Raw genomic sequence first — 17626 nt, forward strand, 5'->3', positions numbered from 1 at the left:
AGTCGCCAACCGTCGGCATGGTGCCACGCTGACCTATCGATAAGTTTCCTGGTCACGTCCAAGGAGGTAAGACGACTTGTGAATGAGTCGACATTTACTCCCGGGGGTGGTCAACCGGGAATGCCTGCGCGGGGCCAGGTCCCGTCAAGGGAACAGCCCGGGCTCGAGGCTGTCGGCTCCGTCGCTGTCCGAACCTTCGCGACACAACAGCACACGACGCACACGACGCACACGACGACAGCCCACACGATGAAGATGATGGACGGCCAACACGTGAACGCCATGGCCGGCAACGAGAGTGGCCGAGAGTCCACCCACTTCGCCGCCTACGAGGAAGTCCCCGAAGGGCACTTCTACGACCCCGATGCCGAGTACGAGCCCGACCCCGAGTATGCGGCCACCCTCGCCCCTGACGCCGCGCGTCAGCGCCGCGAGCGGATCGGCCCCACCGGGCGGCCCCTGCCGTACTTCCCGATCCCGGGCCCGCTGACCGATCACGGTCCCGCGACGATCATCGCGATGTGCAACCAGAAGGGCGGCGTCGGCAAGACGACGTCGACCATCAACCTGGGCGCCGCGCTCGCGGAGTACGGACGGCGTGTGCTGCTCGTCGACTTCGACCCGCAGGGAGCTCTGTCGGTCGGTCTCGGCGTCAACCCGATGGAGCTCGACCTCACCGTCTACAACCTGCTCATGGAGCGGGGCATGTCGGCGGACGAGGTACTGCTCAAGACCGCCGTGCCCAACATGGATCTGCTGCCGAGCAATATCGATCTCTCGGCCGCGGAAGTGCAGTTGGTGAGCGAGGTCGCGCGCGAGTCCACGCTGCAGCGTGCGCTGAAGCCGCTGCTGTCCGACTACGACTACGTCGTGATCGACTGTCAGCCCTCGCTGGGCCTGCTCACGGTGAACGCGCTGACCGCCGCGCACAAGGTGATCGTGCCGCTCGAGTGCGAGTTCTTCGCGCTGCGCGGTGTGGCGCTGCTGACCGAGACGATCGAGAAGGTCCAGGAGCGGCTCAACCCGGACCTGGAGCTCGACGGAATCCTCGCCACGATGTACGACTCCCGTACGGTGCACAGCCGTGAGGTGCTGGCGCGGGTGGTCGAGGCCTTCGACGATCACGTCTACCACACGGTGATCGGCCGGACCGTGCGCTTCCCGGAGACCACGGTCGCCGGTGAGCCCATCACCACGTACGCATCGAACTCCGTCGGCGCCGCCGCGTACCGTCAGCTCGCCAGGGAGGTGCTCGCCCGGTGTCACGCCGAGTGAGTCTGCCCGGGGCCGACGAACTGTTCCGTACGACCGGGGGCATGGGGCTTCAGTCGTCGTCCCCGCGGCGGCAGGCGAACGGCGAGGCGAGGGTGCCGGCGCCGGCGGGTGAGAGCGATCCGGTCGGGGAGGGGGCGGCTGAGGCGTCGTCCTCTGCGTCCTCGTCCTCCGCGGCTGCCTCTTCCTCGGAGGAGCACACCGCGGCAGACGCGGACGGCCACGCGGAAGGACGCAGCCGGGGCGCGGAGGCCGACCGGGCCGCGTCGGCCGGCGGTGCCAAGGGGCGCCTCCCGCAGGACGCTGCCGCGTCCGGAGCCGCCGCCGTGTCGCCGACCGGACAGACGCGCCGCCGGCAGCGCGCGAACCGTCGGCCCAGTGGCCGTGAACGGCACGACGAGAAGATCACGGTCTACGTCTCGGCCGAGGAACTGATGGACCTCGAGCACGCGCGGCTGGTGCTGCGCGGTGAGCACGGGCTGGCCGTCGACCGTGGACGGATCGTCCGCGAAGCGGTGGCGGTGGTGCTGGCGGATCTCGAGCAGCGCGGCGACGCGAGCATTCTCGTGCGACGTCTGCGCGGCCGCTGACGGTAGCCTGCGCGCTGCCCTGCCTGCTCCTTTTGCCCCTGGACCGCGATGCCGCCGACCGACGACTCCACCCGCCCGCCCCGCCGCTCGCTGGGCCGCGGCCCTGGCACGGACCGCGGCGGGTCGCCTCCGCCTGCCGTACCGGCCCCCGAGCCGGGGGACGAGCGGCTGGAGCGGAGCGGTGCGGACGGGGAGCCCGCAGTGGTGGCGCCGGGGGAGGTTTCCGCCACCCCGCCCCTTCCCGATGCCTCGACAGGCGGCTACGCCGCGGGTGCGGACGAGGCCCCGGGACCGGGTCGCCCGCTGCGCGGTGACAATGGCGCGCCGGAGGGCCCTGCGGGCCCGCCCGTGGAGGCGGAGCCGGAGCTGCCCGCTCGGGCGGAGGCCACCGCGGTGGTGAGCGGGCCAGAGCTTGCCCCGCCGGAGGCCGGGGTGGCTGCTGCCGCGGGAGGGGGCGAGGCCCCGGGCCCTGGTCGCCTGTTTCACGGCGACGACGGTCGTTTCGGCGGGCCGGAGGCGGTGTTCGTGCCCGGGACGGTTTCGGAGCCGGGAGAGGGCGAGGCCCCGGGTCCTGATCGCCTGTTTCACGGCGACGACGATGGTCCCGGCGGGACCGCGGTGGCGGAGCCGCCCGGTTCCTCCGTGGCGGCCGAGGCCGAGCCCGCCGCGCCGGAGGCCCCCGCGCCCGCGGTTCCGGCGACCCCGCCCGCGGTTCCGGCGACCCCGCCCGCGGAGCCCGCGGCCGCGCTTCAGACCCCCGACGACGGGCGGTTCAAAGTACGGCTCGCCAACTTCGAAGGGCCCTTCGACCTTCTCCTGCAGCTCATTTCCAAGCACAAGCTCGATGTGACCGAGGTCGCCCTCTCCAAGGTCACCGATGAGTTCATGGTGCATATCCGGGCCATGGGTCCCGACTGGGATCTCGACCAGACCACCGAGTTCCTCGTCGTCGCCTCCACGCTGCTCGATCTCAAGGCCGCGCGGCTGCTGCCCGCCGCCGAGGTGGAGGACGAGGCCGACCTCGCGCTGCTCGAGGCGCGCGATCTGCTCTTCGCGAGGCTGCTGCAGTACCGCGCGTACAAGCAGATCGCCGAGATCTTCAGCGCGCGGCTGGATGCGGAAGGCAAGCGGTACCCAAGGACCGTCGGGCTCGAGGACCACCACGCCGAGCTGCTGCCCGAGGTCGTCATCAGCATCGGCGCCGAAGGCTTCGCCAGGCTCGCGGTGAAGGCGATGCAGCCCCGGCCCAAGCCGCAGGTGTACATCGACCACATCCACGCGCCCCTCGTGTCCGTGCGCGAACAGGCCGAGGTGGTCGTCGCGCGGCTGCGGGAGGCCGGGGAGGTCAGCTTCAGGGAGCTCGCCGCCGACGCACCCGACACCCTCACCGTCGTCGCCCGCTTCCTCGCGCTGCTGGAGCTCTATCGCGAGAAGGCCGTCATCCTGGACCAGGAAGACGCCCTCGGCGAGCTGTTGGTGCGCTGGACCGGCGGCGAGGGCGTGGAGCAGCCCCTGGTCACCGATGAATTCGATCAAGAGGTTCGCGAGAACCAGGAGCAGGAGGGGAACGCGTGAGTGATCTCAAGCCCGCGCTCGAAGCCGTTCTCATGGTCGTCGACGAGCCGGCCACCGAGGAGCACCTCGCCAAGGTGCTGGAGCAGCCGCGCAGGGCGGTCGCCGATGCGCTGCGGGAGCTCGCGGACGAGTACACCGTCCAGGGCCGCGGCTTCGAACTGCGGCTCGTCGCGGGCGGCTGGCGGTTCTATACGCGGGCGGAGTACGCCGACGCCGTCGAGCGCTTCGTTCTCGACGGGCAGCAGGCGCGGCTCACCCAGGCCGCCCTGGAGACCCTCGCAGTCGTCGCGTACCGGCAGCCGGTCAGCCGGTCACGCGTCTCCGCCGTACGCGGAGTGAACTGCGACGGCGTCATGCGCACCCTCCTCCAGCGCGGTCTGGTCCAGGAGGCGGGCGCGGAACCTGAAACAGGTGCGATCCTGTACAGGACGACGAACTACTTTCTGGAGCGGATGGGCCTGCGAGGCCTGGACGAGCTCCCGGAGCTCGCGCCCTTCCTCCCCGAGGCGGAAGCGATCGAGGCCGAGACGCAAGAGGGTGTGCCGTCGTTCGATCCGGACGCACCGGACACCGACGCAGACGACAAGACGGAATTTTGATGCGAAGCAGCGGCAGGAACAGCGGAAGCGGCAACCGGGACTCCCGGGGCGCCGGCGGGAACCGGGACTCCCGGGGCGCCGGCGGGAACCGGGACTCCCGGGGCGCCGGCGGCAGGGGGCGCGACGACAAGGGGCGCGACGACAAGCAGGAGCAGCGCCCCCGCCGCCCCCGGCCCGAGGAGCGCCGCTACGACGTCGGCGGCAGCCAGGGTTCCGAGGGCGGCAAGTCGGGCGGCCGCGGCGCGTCCGCCCGCGGCGGCGCCAAGGGCGGCCCGAAGACCCCGCAGGGCGGCGGCAGGGCCGGCGCCCCGCGTCGCGGCCCGCACGGCCAGCGCGAATCCCGTCCCCGTGAGCTCGACGCCAAGATCGAGCAGCGGAACCGCGACCGGTACGCCGACAAGCCGCAGGTCAAGACGCCCAAGACGTTCCCGGGGGCCGAGCAGGAGGGCGAGCGCCTGCAGAAGATCCTCGCCCGGGCCGGTATGGGTTCCCGCCGCGCGTGCGAGGAACTGATCGAGCAGGCCCGTGTCGAGGTCAACGGCGAGATCGTCCTTGAGCAGGGCAGGCGCGTCGACCCGCAGAATGACGAGATCAAGGTGGACGGCCTGACGGTCGCCACGCAGTCGTACCTCTTCTTCGCGCTCAACAAGCCCGCCGGTGTCGTCTCCTCCATGGAGGACCCGGACGGTCGGCAGTGCCTGGGCGACTACGTCACCAACCGCGAGACCCGGCTCTTCCATGTCGGACGTCTCGACACGGAGACGGAAGGCATCATCCTGCTCACCAACCACGGTGAGCTCGCGCACCGCCTGACCCACCCCAAGTACGGCGTGAAGAAGACCTACCTCGCCGCGATCCAGGGACCGCTCCCGCGTGACCTGGGCAAGCGGCTCAAGGACGGCATCCAGCTGGAGGACGGCTACGCCCGCGCCGACCACTTCCGCGTCGTCGAGAACACCGGCAAGAACTACCTGGTGGAGGTCACCCTCCACGAGGGCCGGAAGCACATCGTCCGTCGCATGCTCGCCGAGGCCGGCTTCCCGGTCGACAAGCTCGTGCGGGTCAGCTTCGGCCCGATCGCCCTCGGCGACCAGAAGTCCGGCTGGTTGCGCCGGATGACCAACACCGAGGTCGGCATGCTGATGAAGGAAGTCGGCCTGTAGAGACCCCCGTTCACTGGGCGAAGCCCGCGGTCACCTCTGACCGCGGGCTTCTCGCATCTTGTGTGAACGGTCTTGTGGGACGGCTGGTTCACCTTTATAGTCAACATGACTATTAAGGAGGCGGGCGTGAGTCTCGCGGACATCCTCGACCCCCTGCAGCAGCCGCTGTTCACCGTTCTCGACACCCCGGTGAGCTGGACCGAGGTCCTCGGCTTCGGCAGTGGTGCGCTCTGCGTCTGGCTCGTCGCCCGCCAGCACATCGCCAACTGGCCGATCGGCATTGCCAACAACCTCTTCTTCATCGTTCTCTTCACCCAGGCCCGCCTGTACGCCGACGCAGGCCTGCAAGTCGTCTTCATCACCCTCGCCGTGTACGGCTGGTGGACCTGGACCCACGGGGGTGGACCAGGTCCCGACGGGCTACCGGTGCGGCGCACCACGCGCACCGAGTGGACCTGGCTGCTCGCGGCGGGGGTGGTGGGGACTTTCGGGCTCACGCTCCTCCTCGACCGCGCCACCGACTCGAACGTCCCGTTCTGGGACGCGCTCACCACCGCCCTGTCGCTGATGGCGACGTACGGGCAGTGCCGAAAGCGCCTCGAGTCCTGGTGGCTGTGGATCGCGGCCGACGTGGTCTACGTCCCGCTCTACGCGTACAAGGAGCTCTACCTCACCGCCCTGCTGTATGTCGGATTCATGACGCTGTGCGTCATCGGACTGCGCAGCTGGTCGCGCGATCTGGCCGCGGAGCAACAGGAGTTGGCGGAGGCGACCGCATGAAGACCTACCGGCACGGCCTGGTGCTCGGGAAGTTCTATCCGCCGCACGCCGGACACCACCATCTCGTACGGACCGCGGCCGACCGCTGCGAGCGGCTGACCGTCCTGGTCTGCGCCGCCTCGGTGGAGTCGATTCCGCTCGCCGACCGGGTGCGCTGGATGCGCGAGGTGCACCCGGACGTACGGGTCGTGGGCGCCGTCGACGACATCCACGTCGACCTGAACGACACCGGCATCTGGGAGGCGCACATGGCCGTCTTCCGCGCCGCCGTCCCCGAGCCGGTCGACGCCGTCTTCACCTCGGAGCCGTACGGCCAGGAGCTCGGGCGGCGCTTCGGCGCCGAGTCCGTGTGCGTCGACCCCGACCGCACCGTCTTCCCGGTCTCCGGCACGGCCGTCCGCAAGGACCCCGTCGGCTGCTGGGACTTCCTGGAACCGCCCGTGCGCGCGGCGCTCGCCCGGCGAGTGGTCGTGCTCGGCGCCGAGTCCACGGGCACCACGACGATGGCGTGGGCGCTCGCCGAGCACTACCGACACCGCGGCGGCGTCTGGACGCAGACCCGCTATGTGCCGGAGTACGGACGGGAGTTCAGCGAGCACAAGCTCGCCGAGCTGCGCACCGGGCGGCCGGCTGCGGGCTGGGAGGAGGTCGAGTTCACCTCGGAGGAGTTCCCGCTGATCGCCCGGCGGCAGACGGAACTGGAGGACGAGGCCGCCCGAGCGGGATCGCCGGTGCTGTTCTGCGACACCGACGCCTTCGCCACCACGATCTGGCACGAGCGCTATATGGGCGGCCCGAACGAGGAGGTGGCGCGGATCGCCGCGCGCGGACAGCAGCATCTGTGGCTGCTCACCGACCACCGCGGCGTCGGCTTCGAGGACGACGGCCTGCGCGACGGAGAGCATCTGCGGCCCTGGATGACCGCCCGCTTCGCCGCACAACTGGCCCGCACCGGACGCCGGACCGTCGCGCTGACCGGCCCGCACGAGCAGCGGCTCGCCACCGCCGTCACCGCTGTGGACGCGCTCCTCGACGAGGGCTGGGACCTCGCCGGCCCCCTCCCGGAGAAACGATGATGAAGGGCTACGACGCGGGCGCCTTCCCGCCCTTCGCGGTCACCGTCGACCTCGCCGTTTTCACCGTCCGCGACGGCCGGCTGCATGTCCTGCTCGTCGAGCGCGGCGAGGACCCGTACAAGGGCGCCTGGGCGCTGCCCGGCGGCTTCGTACGGCCCAAGGAGTCCGCCGGTCTCGCCGCGCGCCGTGAACTCGCCGAGGAGACCAGCCTGTCCCGGGACACCGTCGCCGGCCTCCACCTGGAGCAGCTGCGGACCTACAGCGATCCTGACCGCGATCCCCGGATGCGCGTCGTCTCCGTCGCGTACACCGCGCTCGTACCGGATCTGCCGGAGCCACGCGGCGGCGGCGACGCGGCTCGCGCTCAGTGGACGCCCCTCGACTCCGTCGGCCGGCTCGCCTTCGACCACGACCTGATCCTCGCCGACGCGCACCACCGGATCGGCGCCAAGCTCGAGTACACCTGCCTCGCCACCACCTTCTGCCCGGCCGAGTTCACTCTCGGGGAGCTCCAGCAGGTCTACGAGACCGTCTGGGGCGTCGAACTCGACCGGCCCAACTTCCGGCGCAAGGTCCTCACCACGCCCGGCTTCGTCGAGGCAGTCGAGGGTCCGCCACGCCGTACCGGCGGCCGCGGGAAACCGGCCGCGCTGTACCGGGCGGGTGCCGCCTCCGCCCTGCATCCTCCACTCCTGCGACCGGAAGGACGGCACGCATGACCACCATGAAGACCACGAGGACCATCACCAAACAGGCGGCCACCGGCTCGTTGATCGGGCTCGCGCTCGGGGACGCTCTCGGCTTCCCGACCGAGTTCAACGATGTGCCGCAGATCCTCACGAAATTCGGGCCGTGGCGCGGGATGAACCTCCCCAAGCCCGCGATCGTCACGGACGACACCCAGATGACGCTCGCCCTGGCGCGCGGCATACGCACCGCGATGGACAGCGGACTGCTCATCGCCTCCCGGCTGACCCGGCCGGTGCGCGAGGAGTTCGTCGACTGGTACCACTCCCCGGAGAACAACCGCGCCCCCGGTCGCACCTGCCTGGTCGCCTGCCAGAAGCTCGACAGCGACCTGCCCTGGCAGGAGGCCAGCCAGATCGGCTCCAAGGGCTGCGGCGCCAATATGCGGGTCGCGCCGGTCGGACTCGTACCGGGGCTGAGCGAGGAACAGCGGGCGGGCGCCGCGCAGTTGCAGGCAGCGCTCACCCACGGCCACCCCACCGCGCTGGCGGCGAGCGACCTCACGGCCCGCGCCGTGTTCCTGCTGGCGCAGGGCGCGGAGCCGATGGGGCTGGTCGGGCAGCTGCGCTCGTACGCGTACGAGAACCGCAGCCGCTACTACCACCACTGGCTGGGCAATCTGTGGACCTACTCGCACGACCCGACGCCCGAGGCGTTCATCGCACGCGGCTGGGACGAGTGCCTGCAGGTCCTGGAACGGCTCGCCACCGCGCTGCGCGACCCGCAGCCGGAGGTCGACCCCTGCCTGGCGACGGGCGACGGCTGGATCGCCGAGGAGGCGCTCGCCACCGCCCTGCTCTGCTTCCTGATGTTCCCCGAGGAGCCGGTGACGGTTCTGCGCAGGGCCGCCTGCACCCGAGGCGACTCGGACTCGATCGCCTGCCTCGCCGGCGCGTTCGCCGGGGCGCACCTGGGAGCCGGCGCCTGGCCCAAGGAGTGGTCCGAGCGGATCGAGTACCGCAGCGATCTGATGTCGCTGGCAGCCCTCTGGGACGCTTGATCCATGACTGATCCGCTGGACATGGAACTCGGCCCCGCCGTCGCCGAACAGCCCGACCCGCTCCTGTTCGCCACCGTCTCCGGGGCGCATCTGTACGGATTCCCGTCCCGGGATTCGGACGTGGACCTGCGCGGGATCCATCTGCTGCCCGTGGCGGAGCTGCTGGGGCTGAAGGAGCCGGAGGAGACCCGGTCCCGGATGTGGGACCGGGACGGTGTCGAGATGGATCTGGTCACGCACGACGTACGGAAGTTCGTACGGCTGATGCTGCGGCGCAACGGATACGTACTGGAACAGCTGCTGTCGCCGCTGGTGGTGCACACATCGGACGCCCATACGGAGCTGGCGGAGCTCGCCCCGGGCGTGCTCACCAGCCACCACGCCCACCACTACCGGGGGTTCGCGAACACCCAGTGGCGGCTCTTCGAGAAGACCGGCGAGCTCAAACCGCTGCTCTACACCTTCCGAGCGCTGCTCACCGGTATTCATCTGATGCGCAGCGGCGAGGTGCAGGCGCATCTGCCCACGCTGCTCGGGGAGGTCGACGCCCCGGGCTATCTGCCCGGCCTGATCGCGGCCAAGGCGGACGCCGAACACGGTCCGGCGTCGGGAGCCGGCCTGGCAGACGCGCGAGCCGATGTGGACGCGCTGCACGCCGTACTCGACGAGGCGCGGCTGGCCTCGCGGCTACCCGACGAGCCCACCGCCTACGAAGCCCTGCGCGACTTCGTCGTCCGCGTACGCCTGGAGAGCTGAGGTCCTGCGCGTACGGAACAGGAAGTCCTCGACCCGGGCCCGGTCCGGCTCGGGCGGCAGCGGGGAGCCCGGCGCCGCGGCGTCGGCCTCATCGGCGAGGCGTGTCATCCACGCCTCGACCCGCGGCCACGGCACCTCGCCCCGCTTGACCTCGAGCAGCCGCTCCCGGTCGGCGCCGACGTCGATCACCAGCTCGCCCGTACGCAGCAGATCACGGCAGCTGCCAAGAAGACGCAGCAGATGCATGGCGTGCTTCCAGCGCGGGGCGCCGTGCCGGCGGACGTCCGCCGCCAGCTTCTTGCGCTGGCCGTCCGCGTAGCGCACGAAGGTCTGGTGGGCGGCGCGGGAGAGGAAAGCCCCGCGCAGGGCGAGCAATTCACGGCCGGTGTCGTCGATGTGCTCGACGAGCGGGGAGTGCAGGCACTCGAGGACGTTCGGGTTGGCGCGCAGTGCGAGCTCCAGGAAGCGTTCCAGCTCCCAGGAGAACTGCTCGTCGGCCGGTCCCTCGATGTGGGTCGGGGGCTTGTCGAAGCGCCAGTAGAGCGGGGCCGGGGCGAGGAAGATCCCGCGGCGGTCGGTGTCGCTGCCGTCCGTGGCCAGCCCGAAGGCACGCGACCCCATCACGCAGGAGTAGATCGTGCGGTCGCGTACGAGTGCTGCGGGGGCCGGTTCGGGAGGCATGCGCGAGAGGGTACGTGAGCGGGCTGGGTGTACCACCGATCACCAGGTTGACCAACGTCCCCGGGCAGTACAGCTAGGTCAGCATGATGGTGTCCCCGGAAACGGTGATCTGCTTCGGCGGCAGCGGCCTGGGCGCGGGGCCGTCGACGACGGAGGCGTTCTCGATGCTGAACTTGCTGCCGTGGCAGGGGCAGTCGATGGTGCCGTCCGCGACCTTGTTGACCGTGCAGCCCTGATGGGTGCAGATGGCCGAGAAGGCCTTGAAATCGCCCGACGTCGGCTGCGTCACGACGACCTTCCGGTCGCCGAAGATCTTTCCGCCGCCGACCGGGATGACGGAGGTCTTGGCGAGCTCCTCGCCGGCCGCAGGTGCCGGGCTGTTCGACGGCTCGCCGGTCTTCGGCGCTGCGGGCGTCGGCTGCTCGGAGGTGGAACCGCCGCCCTCGTCGCCGTATTTGCTGCAGCCGGTCACCAGCGCGGCGGCGCCCGCCGCGCCCACCGCCAGCACCGTACGTCGCGGAGTCTCCATGGCCGTCTGTCTCCCTATGTCGTGACCCCGATCGTGCGGAAGAACCACAGCGCCGAGGTCAGCCAGATCACCGTGAGCGCCGTGAAGGCGGCTCCGCCGACGACCGGCAGCAGCCAGCCAGGCAGCCGTTCCGCTCGCAGCAGGAGCATCTTGGCGCTGAAAACGCCGAAGAAGAAGCAACCCAGCAGCGAGTGCCACATAACGCGCGCGCTGTACGTCTGATAGCCCAGTCCGTACAGGCAGTGGACGGCAACGGGCACGGCGAGCAGAAAGGCGATCCGGCCCGACCAGCGGTGCAGTGTGGGGGTCCAGGAGGCGGCGCGTACACCCGGCAGCCTGCCGTACATCGCGAACGCCGAGCCGACCTGGACGACGGCGAAGGCGAGGGCCGCCGTGCCCAGCCAGGACTTCACCGCCGCGGTGCTGCTGAAGCCGGCGAGGTTGAAGGCCGTGCCCGCCGGATCGTGCACCTTTCCGTACGCCCCGAGGCCGACCGCGACCGCGGCGGCGACGAGAGCGGGGACGAGGAAGCGTGCGGCCCCCGGGCCCGCGTGGTTGTTCGGGCTGGCGGGGAACGAGGCGGTGCGGGCGTTGGGGTCGACGGGGGGACCGAAACTCATGACGCACCTCAGGGGACGACGGGGCGGGCGGTGAGCCGGGTGCCGTCCACCACGACGGCGCCGGATGCGGGGTCGATCCGGGGCGCGGCGGCGGGCTTGCCTTCGCGGTTGAGGATGCCGACCTGGCGGCCGTCCGGCAGGACGATCCAGCCGCCGTCGATCTTCGCGCCGCGCACCTCGGCGGTGGCGCGGTACAGGCCGGACGGCCTGACCGCCTTGGCGGCGGAGAACTGCCAGGTCCGGTCCCGGATTTCGACCGTACCGTCGATCTTCCCGGCGCGCAGAACGCCGTCGAGGCGGGCGCCGTTCCCGCCGGTCAGCCGCATGCTGCCATCGTCCTCGACATCGCCCTTCAGCCAGGACTCCTGGCTCCTGCCGTCACAGAAGTACGCGATCGCTTTTCCGCCGCGTACGGATACGGAGACGGCGGCGGTGTCGTCGGCCGTACGGCCCGCGTAGGCGGAGTCGGGCGCCGGGGTCGGCGTGGGGGAGGGGGCCGCGGGCGGCGTCGTGCTCGTGGCGGGTGTGGATGCGGGTACGGTCGGCGTCGGTGTCGCTGTGACCCCGTCGTACGAGGACTTGGCCTTCGTCCCCGTCGTGGCGTTGAGCGAGAGCATGAAAATGCCCAGCAACAGCCCGGCCAGCAGTGTGAACAGAGGTCCTGAGGGCTTCATGGGCGGCCTTCCCCGGTGGGCAGGGCATGCGCAGACCACCATGCAACTGCACCCGCAGCGCCGCGTCCAGTCGTACGCCGCTTCACGCCCAGGGCGTGAGCTCCCGCGCGTGGCCGTCCGTGTCCCGGCGCACCGCGAGCACTCCGGTGACGGCCGCCCGCTCGATCGGCCCGTACACATGCGGGAAGAGCATGTCCTCGGAACCCTCCCAGCGGACCTCGGCACCGAGCGCGGTCTCGTCGATGAGAAGCACCAGCAGGTCAGGAAGGTCGCGGAACGGGCCGTTGGCGATGGCGAGTGCGGCCGGCCCGTCGGGCGAGCAGTGCACAAAGCCGTCGGTGGTCAGCGAGGCCGGGGCGTACGGACGGTCCACGTCCGCCGTCCACTCGTCCACGGGTACGACATGAAAGAGCATGCCGTCAGTTGTAGCGCAGGGCCGTCGAGCGCCGGTTCGCCCAAGTGGCGGTGTGGTCCGTTTTTCATCAGGCAACAGCGGGTCCGACGTACGGACCTGCGGAGGTACGCGCCTGCCCGCGGCCGCCGCCCTCTCCGGACGTCTCGGAGGGCGGTCGCCGCGGCCGTGTGTCCCGGCACCTGACTACGCTGAATGGAGCACTCGCACATTAAGGAGCACAACGTGGCGGTACGAGCGGTCCGTGGAGCCGTCCAGCTGGAACGGGACGAGGCCGGACACATGGACGAGCAGGTCAGCGAGCTGCTCACCGCCATCCTGGAGCGGAACGGACTCGGCGCGGACGATCTCATCAGCGTCTGGTTCACGGCCACACCCGATTTGCACAGCGACTTCCCGGCAGCCGCCGCGCGCAAGCTCGGCATCGTCGACGTACCGCTGATCTGCGCGCAGGAGCTGGACATCGTCGGAGCCATGCCGCGCGTCGTACGGATACTCGCGCACGTGGAGTCCGAGCTGCCCAAGTCAGAGATCGCGCATGTGTACCTCGGTGCCGCGGCCGCCCTCCGCAAGGACATCGCCCAGTGAGAACCGCCGTCGTCATCGGAACCGGCCTGATCGGCACGTCCGCGGCCCTCGCTCTGGCGGGCCGCGGAGTCGCCGTCCACCTCGCCGACCACGACCCGGAGCGGGCCCGCACCGCTGCCGCACTCGGCGCCGGGACGGACCAGCCACCGGAGGGACGGGTCGACCTGGCGATCGTCGCCGTACCGCCGGCACATGTCGCCACCGCGCTCGCCGAAGCGATGCGCAACGGGATCGCCCGCGGCTACCTCGACGTGGCGAGTGTGAAGGGCGGGCCGCGCCGCGAGCTGGAGGCGCTCGGCCTCGACCTGAGCGGCTACATCGGTACGCATCCCATGGCGGGCAAGGAGCGCTCGGGTCCGCTCGCGGGCACGGCGGACCTGTTCGAGGGCCGCCCATGGGTGCTCACGCCCACGCGCGACACGGACACCGAGGTCCTCAACCTCGCCCTCGAGCTGGTGGCGCTCTGCCGTGCCGTCCCGGTGGTCATGGACGCCGACGCGCACGACCGGGCGGTCGCCCTGGTCTCCCACACCCCCCAGCTGATCTCCTCGATGGTCGCGGCGCGTCTTGAGGAGGCGGACGACACGGCAGTACGGCTCTGTGGCCAGGGCATCCGCGACGTCACACGGATCGCGGCCTCCGACCCCCGGATGTGGGTCGAGATCCTCTCGGCGAACCCGGGCCCGGTGGCCGATGTACTGGCCGGGGTCGCGGCGGACCTGGACGAGACGGTCCAGGCGCTGCGGGCCCTGCAGTCCTCGGACCAGTCCAAGCGCCAGGGCGGCGCGGAGGGCATCGAGGACGTCCTGCGCCGCGGCAACGCGGGCCGGGTCCGGGTCCCCGGCAAGCACGGCCAGGCCCCGACGTCGTACGAGATCGTGGCGGTCCTGATCAGCGACCAGCCGGGGGAGCTGGCCCGTATCTTCGCGGACGCCGGCCGCGCGGGCGTGAACATCGAGGACGTCCGTATCGAGCATGCGACGGGCCAGCAGGCGGGCCTGGTGCAATTGATGGTGGAGCCGACAGCGGCGACGGTCCTCACGGCATCCCTGCGGGAGAGGGGCTGGTCGATCCGGCAGTAGTGGTCGACCTGGCACCGGCCGGCGCACGGGTGCTGCCTACGGCTCCGCCATCCGTGTGTCAGGACGGTGCTGAGTACTCGGTAACCTTGTGCAGGGTCCCTTGGCATTTCCGCCGGCCCACCCCGCGTACCAGGAAGGTGTCCGACACCGTGGAATCCGTGATCGTCGCCATCGATGGCCCCTCCGGCACGGGCAAGTCGAGCACCTCCAAGGCCGTCGCCGCCGCTCTGGGGCTGAGCTACCTGGACACCGGTGCGCAGTACCGGGCGATCACCTGGTGGATGATCAGCAACGGCGTCGATGTGCAGGACGCCGCCGCGGTCGCCACCGCCGCCGCCAAGCCCGCCATCGTCTCCGGCACCGACCCCGCCGCCCCGGGCATCACCGTCGACGGCGTGGACGCCGCCGGGCCGATCCGCACCCAGGACGTCACCTCCAAGGTGAGCGCCGTCAGCGCCGTCCCCGAGGTGCGGGCCCGGATCACCGAGCTGCAGCGTTCCATCGCCGCGGCCGCCGAGAAGGGCATCGTCGTCGAGGGACGCGACATCGGCACCACGGTCCTGCCCGACGCGCAACTGAAGATCTTCCTGACCGCTTCGCCGGAGGCCCGCGCCGCCCGCCGGTCCGGCGAGCTGAAGGGCTCCGATGTCGCGGCCACCAGGGAAGCCCTGATCAAGCGGGACGCGGCCGACTCCAGCCGTAAGACCTCGCCGCTCGCCAAGGCGGACGACGCGGTCGAGGTGGACACCACCGACCTGACCCTGCAGCAGGTCGTCGAGTGCGTCGTCACCCTCGTCGAGGAGAAGCGGGCCGCCCGGTGACCGCACCGTCCGAGAGGGGCGCGGCGGTCGGCCGGGGTATCGGCATCGGGCTGATGTACGGGCTGTGGAAGCCGCGGGTGCTGGGCGCCTGGCGGGTTCCGGCGGCCGGACCGGTGATCCTCGCGGTGAACCACTCGCACAACATCGACGGGCCGATGCTGATGGGCACCGCCCCCCGTCCCGTGCACTTCCTGATCAAGAAGGAGGCGTTCGTCGGTCCCCTCGACCCCTTCCTGCTCGGAATCGGTCAGCTCAAAGTGGACCGTACGACCGCCGACCGCACCGCCATCACCAACGCGCTGAGCGTGCTGGAGAACGGCGGAGTCCTCGGTATCTTCCCCGAGGGCACCAGGGGCGAAGGCGACTTCGCCTCGCTCCGCGCCGGGCTCGCCTACTTCGCCCTGCGCAGCGGGGCGCCGATCGTCCCGGTGGCGGTGCTGGGAAGCACCGAGCGCCGCGGACGGTTGATAAAGGCGCTGCCCGCGCTGCGCAGCAAGGTCGACGTCGTCTTCGGCGAGGCCTTCGAAGCGGGCGACGGCAGCGGTCGGCGCACCCGCAAGGCGCTGGACGACGCCACCGTACGGATCCAGGAGCGGCTGACCGCCCACCTGGAAAACGCCAAGCGTCTCACCGGGCGCTAGGTAAGACTTGAGTAGTGGACCGCGCGATCGCGGGGCCATCGATGATGCAACGTAACGAGGTACGGACTTCATGAACGACCAGATCCACTCCGGCGACGAGCACGGGGAGCTTGGCGACGCCGAGTACGCGGAGTTCATGGAGCTCGCCGCGGAAGAGGGCTTCGACGTCGACGACGTCGAGAACGCGATCGGCGAGGCCGGTCACGGCCCGCTGCCCGTCCTCGCCGTCGTCGGCCGCCCCAATGTCGGCAAGTCGACCTTGGTGAACCGCATCATCGGCCGTCGCGAGGCCGTCGTCGAGGACAAGCCCGGCGTCACCCGCGACCGCGTCACCTACGAGGCCGAGTGGGCGGGCCGCCGCTTCAAGGTCGTCGACACCGGGGGCTGGGAGCAGGACGTCCTCGGCATCGACGCCTCCGTAGCCGCCCAGGCCGAGTACGCGATCGAGGCCGCCGACGCGGTCGTCTTCGTCGTGGACTCCACGGTCGGCGCCACCGACACCGACGAGGCCGTCGTCAAGCTGCTGCGCCGGGCCGGCAAGCCCGTCGTGCTCTGCGCCAACAAGGTCGACGGGCCGAGCGGCGAGGCGGACGCGACCGCCCTGTGGTCGCTCGGTCTCGGCCAGCCGCACCCCGTCTCCTCGCTGCACGGCCGTGGCACGGGCGACATGCTCGACGCCGTCCTGGAGGCGCTGCCCGAGGCCCCGGCCCAGACCTTCGGCAACGCCGTCGGCGGCCCGCGCCGTATCGCCCTGATCGGCCGCCCGAACGTCGGCAAGTCCTCGCTGCTGAACAAGGTGGCCAACGAGGACCGGGTCGTCGTCAACGAGATCGCCGGCACCACCCGTGACCCGGTCGACGAGCTGATCGAACTCGGCGGTATCACCTGGAAGTTCGTCGACACGGCGGGCATCCGCCGCCGCGTCCACCTCCAGGAGGGCGCGGACTACTACGCCTCGCTGCGTACCGCCGCCGCCGTGGAGAAGGCGGAGGTCGCGGTCGTACTGATCGACGCGACCGAGTCCATCAGCGTCCAGGACCAGCGGATCATCACCATGGCCGTCGAGGCGGGCCGCGCGATGGTCGTCGCGTTCAACAAGTGGGACAACCTCGACGAGGAGCGCCGCTACTACCTCGAGCGCGAGATCGAGACCGAGCTCGGGCAGATCGCCTGGGCGCCGCGGGTCAATGTCTCCGCCCGTACCGGCCGCCACATGGAGAAGCTGGTCCCGGCGATCGAGACGGCGCTGGCGGGCTGGGAGACCCGGGTACCCACCGGTCGGCTCAACGCCTTCCTCGGCGAGATCGTCGCCTCGCACCCGCACCCCATCCGCGGTGGCAAGCAGCCCCGCATCCTCTTCGGCACGCAGGCCGGCACCAAGCCGCCGCGATTCGTGCTCTTCGCCTCCGGCTTCCTGGAGCACGGCTACCGGCGCTTCGTCGAGCGCCGGCTGCGTGAGGAGTTCGGCTTCGAGGGCACCCCGATCCACATCTCGGTTCGGGTGCGCGAGAAGCGCGGCCGCAAGAAGTGACGTAACGATGTGGCGCTGCCCCGGACCGGCGAACGGTCCGGGGCAGCGCCATATGGTCCCTCGCGATGGTCTCTCGCGGTCACAGACCTCTGCGGGGTGCCGGTGGCAGCGCCGCCGGCTTGTGCATACCGCTGTGCGGACGGATCCCGGGATACGACTGCCAGGTCCCGGGGTGGACCGTATGGCCCGGATGACCTGAGGGGCCGCCGTGGCTGCTGTGCGGCCCTGTGCCGAAGGCCCTGAAGTCGAGATCCTCCTCACCGCTCCGGTCGCCCGGAAAGGCCCGGAACGCCCTGCGGTACTCGGAGTACAGCGCGTCGTAGATCGGCGTGGGCGAGTGGCCTGCCGGTCCGTCGCTCGCGGGGCGCATGGAGGGGATCTGGCTCTGGTACGGCTGGCGGGAGGGGTCGTATGAGTGCACGTACCTGCAACGACCTTGCCGTCGGACAGATGCGGTCTCGGCGGAGCCGGATTCTTCCGGGGGACGGT

Annotated in this window: 21 protein-coding genes; 15 read left to right on the forward strand and 6 right to left on the reverse strand. The window is 70.8% G+C overall.

Going from position 1 to position 17626, the window contains the following annotated elements; genetic code table 11:
* Positions 1 to 120 precede the first annotated feature (120 nt).
* The 10 genes from AB0D12_RS30075 to AB0D12_RS30120 all read left to right on the forward strand — a co-directional run bounded on the left by AB0D12_RS30075 (position 121) and on the right by AB0D12_RS30120 (position 9558).
* The gene (locus AB0D12_RS30075) at positions 121 to 1275 is read left to right on the forward strand and encodes a ParA family protein (RefSeq protein WP_362689531.1); all 1155 of its coding nucleotides are present in this window, start codon (positions 121 to 123) and stop codon (positions 1273 to 1275) included.
* A 41-nt stretch (positions 1276 to 1316) separates the two neighbouring features.
* Entirely contained in the window at positions 1317 to 1862 is a 546-nt protein-coding gene (locus tag AB0D12_RS30080) for a hypothetical protein (protein ID WP_362689534.1), read from the forward strand.
* 579 nt (positions 1863 to 2441) lie between these two features.
* Positions 2442 to 3437, forward strand: coding sequence for a segregation/condensation protein A (locus tag AB0D12_RS30085; RefSeq protein WP_362689814.1), 996 nt, complete (start codon positions 2442 to 2444; stop codon positions 3435 to 3437).
* A gap of 32 nt (positions 3438 to 3469) precedes the next feature.
* On the forward strand, positions 3470 to 4036 hold the full coding sequence (gene scpB, locus AB0D12_RS30090; protein ID WP_362689817.1) for an SMC-Scp complex subunit ScpB: 567 nt from the start codon (positions 3470 to 3472) through the stop codon (positions 4034 to 4036).
* Positions 4036 to 5199: a pseudouridine synthase gene (locus AB0D12_RS30095; RefSeq protein ID WP_362689537.1), complete on the forward strand. Its 1164-nt coding sequence runs from the start codon at positions 4036 to 4038 to the stop codon at positions 5197 to 5199. Before scpB ends, AB0D12_RS30095 begins: the two co-directional genes overlap by 1 nt.
* A 126-nt stretch (positions 5200 to 5325) precedes the next feature.
* A complete protein-coding gene (gene pnuC, locus AB0D12_RS30100) occupies positions 5326 to 5979 on the forward strand; it encodes a nicotinamide riboside transporter PnuC (protein ID WP_362689540.1) in 654 nt (217 codons plus the stop codon).
* The gene (locus AB0D12_RS30105; protein ID WP_362689543.1) at positions 5976 to 7055 is read left to right on the forward strand and encodes an AAA family ATPase; all 1080 of its coding nucleotides are present in this window, start codon (positions 5976 to 5978) and stop codon (positions 7053 to 7055) included. The genes pnuC and AB0D12_RS30105 overlap by 4 nt, the downstream gene beginning before the upstream one ends.
* Positions 7052 to 7774, forward strand: coding sequence for an NUDIX domain-containing protein (locus AB0D12_RS30110; RefSeq protein WP_362689546.1), 723 nt, complete (start codon positions 7052 to 7054; stop codon positions 7772 to 7774). Before AB0D12_RS30105 ends, AB0D12_RS30110 begins: the two co-directional genes overlap by 4 nt.
* A complete protein-coding gene (locus tag AB0D12_RS30115) occupies positions 7771 to 8802 on the forward strand; it encodes an ADP-ribosylglycohydrolase family protein (RefSeq protein WP_362689549.1) in 1032 nt (343 codons plus the stop codon). The genes AB0D12_RS30110 and AB0D12_RS30115 overlap by 4 nt, the downstream gene beginning before the upstream one ends.
* Before the next feature lie 3 nt (positions 8803 to 8805).
* Positions 8806 to 9558, forward strand: coding sequence for a nucleotidyltransferase domain-containing protein (locus tag AB0D12_RS30120; RefSeq protein ID WP_362689552.1), 753 nt, complete (start codon positions 8806 to 8808; stop codon positions 9556 to 9558).
* Here the strand turns inward: AB0D12_RS30120 and AB0D12_RS30125 are convergent.
* The 5 genes from AB0D12_RS30125 to AB0D12_RS30145 all read right to left on the reverse strand — a co-directional run bounded on the left by AB0D12_RS30125 (position 9490) and on the right by AB0D12_RS30145 (position 12477).
* Positions 9490 to 10239, reverse strand: coding sequence for a nucleotidyltransferase domain-containing protein (locus AB0D12_RS30125; protein ID WP_362689555.1), 750 nt, complete (start codon positions 10237 to 10239; stop codon positions 9490 to 9492). The genes AB0D12_RS30120 and AB0D12_RS30125 overlap by 69 nt on opposite strands.
* 73 nt (positions 10240 to 10312) lie before the next feature.
* Positions 10313 to 10768, reverse strand: a complete 456-nt coding sequence (locus AB0D12_RS30130; RefSeq protein ID WP_362689558.1) for a Rieske (2Fe-2S) protein — start codon at positions 10766 to 10768, stop codon at positions 10313 to 10315.
* A 14-nt stretch (positions 10769 to 10782) separates the two neighbouring features.
* The gene (locus tag AB0D12_RS30135; protein ID WP_362689561.1) at positions 10783 to 11388 is read right to left on the reverse strand and encodes a DUF6529 family protein; all 606 of its coding nucleotides are present in this window, start codon (positions 11386 to 11388) and stop codon (positions 10783 to 10785) included.
* An 8-nt stretch (positions 11389 to 11396) separates the two neighbouring features.
* Entirely contained in the window at positions 11397 to 12062 is a 666-nt protein-coding gene (locus tag AB0D12_RS30140; protein WP_362689564.1) for a hypothetical protein, read from the reverse strand.
* An 82-nt stretch (positions 12063 to 12144) separates the two neighbouring features.
* On the reverse strand, positions 12145 to 12477 hold the full coding sequence (locus tag AB0D12_RS30145) for a DUF952 domain-containing protein (RefSeq protein ID WP_362689567.1): 333 nt from the start codon (positions 12475 to 12477) through the stop codon (positions 12145 to 12147).
* 222 nt (positions 12478 to 12699) lie between these two features.
* Here AB0D12_RS30145 and aroH point away from each other — a divergent pair, with 222 nt between their 5' ends.
* The 5 genes from aroH (at position 12700) to der (ending at position 17137) form a co-directional block, all read left to right on the forward strand.
* Complete coding sequence (gene aroH, locus AB0D12_RS30150; RefSeq protein WP_326648975.1) at positions 12700 to 13062, forward strand: chorismate mutase; 363 nt, start codon at positions 12700 to 12702, stop codon at positions 13060 to 13062.
* Positions 13059 to 14144: a prephenate dehydrogenase gene (locus tag AB0D12_RS30155; protein ID WP_362689570.1), complete on the forward strand. Its 1086-nt coding sequence runs from the start codon at positions 13059 to 13061 to the stop codon at positions 14142 to 14144. Before aroH ends, AB0D12_RS30155 begins: the two co-directional genes overlap by 4 nt.
* 137 nt (positions 14145 to 14281) lie before the next feature.
* A complete protein-coding gene (gene cmk, locus AB0D12_RS30160; protein WP_362689573.1) occupies positions 14282 to 14965 on the forward strand; it encodes a (d)CMP kinase in 684 nt (227 codons plus the stop codon).
* A 53-nt stretch (positions 14966 to 15018) separates the two neighbouring features.
* On the forward strand, positions 15019 to 15606 hold the full coding sequence (locus AB0D12_RS30165; RefSeq protein ID WP_362689820.1) for a lysophospholipid acyltransferase family protein: 588 nt from the start codon (positions 15019 to 15021) through the stop codon (positions 15604 to 15606).
* Positions 15607 to 15676: 70 nt separating this feature from the next.
* On the forward strand, positions 15677 to 17137 hold the full coding sequence (der, locus tag AB0D12_RS30170) for a ribosome biogenesis GTPase Der (protein ID WP_362689576.1): 1461 nt from the start codon (positions 15677 to 15679) through the stop codon (positions 17135 to 17137).
* A gap of 79 nt (positions 17138 to 17216) precedes the next feature.
* Here der and AB0D12_RS30175 read toward each other — a convergent pair whose 3' ends face one another.
* Positions 17217 to 17558 (reverse strand): hypothetical protein, encoded by a 342-nt coding sequence (locus AB0D12_RS30175; protein WP_362689579.1) that lies wholly within the window; start codon positions 17556 to 17558, stop codon positions 17217 to 17219.
* Between the last annotated feature and the right edge of the window lie 68 nt (positions 17559 to 17626).

The organism is Streptomyces sp. NPDC048479, assembly GCF_040651435.1.
Lineage (GTDB): Bacteria > Actinomycetota > Actinomycetes > Streptomycetales > Streptomycetaceae > Streptomyces.

Bases quoted from the DNA above. Each gene is read 5' to 3' on its own strand.
- AB0D12_RS30075 (WP_362689531.1), top strand. From the start codon at position 121: ATGCCTGCGCGGGGCCAGGTCCCGTCAAGGGAACAGCCCGGGCTCGAG.
- AB0D12_RS30080 (WP_362689534.1), top strand. From the start codon at position 1,317: ATGGGGCTTCAGTCGTCGTCCCCGCGGCGGCAGGCGAACGGCGAGGCG.
- scpB (WP_362689817.1), top strand. From the start codon at position 3,470: ATGGTCGTCGACGAGCCGGCCACCGAGGAGCACCTCGCCAAGGTGCTG.
- AB0D12_RS30095 (WP_362689537.1), top strand. From the start codon at position 4,036: ATGCGAAGCAGCGGCAGGAACAGCGGAAGCGGCAACCGGGACTCCCGG.
- AB0D12_RS30105 (WP_362689543.1), top strand. From the start codon at position 5,976: ATGAAGACCTACCGGCACGGCCTGGTGCTCGGGAAGTTCTATCCGCCG.
- AB0D12_RS30110 (WP_362689546.1), top strand. From the start codon at position 7,052: ATGATGAAGGGCTACGACGCGGGCGCCTTCCCGCCCTTCGCGGTCACC.
- AB0D12_RS30115 (WP_362689549.1), top strand. From the start codon at position 7,771: ATGACCACCATGAAGACCACGAGGACCATCACCAAACAGGCGGCCACC.
- AB0D12_RS30120 (WP_362689552.1), top strand. From the start codon at position 8,806: ATGACTGATCCGCTGGACATGGAACTCGGCCCCGCCGTCGCCGAACAG.
- AB0D12_RS30125 (WP_362689555.1), bottom strand. From the start codon at position 10,239: ATGCCTCCCGAACCGGCCCCCGCAGCACTCGTACGCGACCGCACGATC.
- AB0D12_RS30130 (WP_362689558.1), bottom strand. From the start codon at position 10,768: ATGGAGACTCCGCGACGTACGGTGCTGGCGGTGGGCGCGGCGGGCGCC.
- AB0D12_RS30135 (WP_362689561.1), bottom strand. From the start codon at position 11,388: ATGAGTTTCGGTCCCCCCGTCGACCCCAACGCCCGCACCGCCTCGTTC.
- AB0D12_RS30140 (WP_362689564.1), bottom strand. From the start codon at position 12,062: ATGAAGCCCTCAGGACCTCTGTTCACACTGCTGGCCGGGCTGTTGCTG.
- AB0D12_RS30145 (WP_362689567.1), bottom strand. From the start codon at position 12,477: ATGCTCTTTCATGTCGTACCCGTGGACGAGTGGACGGCGGACGTGGAC.
- AB0D12_RS30165 (WP_362689820.1), top strand. From the start codon at position 15,019: ATGTACGGGCTGTGGAAGCCGCGGGTGCTGGGCGCCTGGCGGGTTCCG.
- der (WP_362689576.1), top strand. From the start codon at position 15,677: ATGAACGACCAGATCCACTCCGGCGACGAGCACGGGGAGCTTGGCGAC.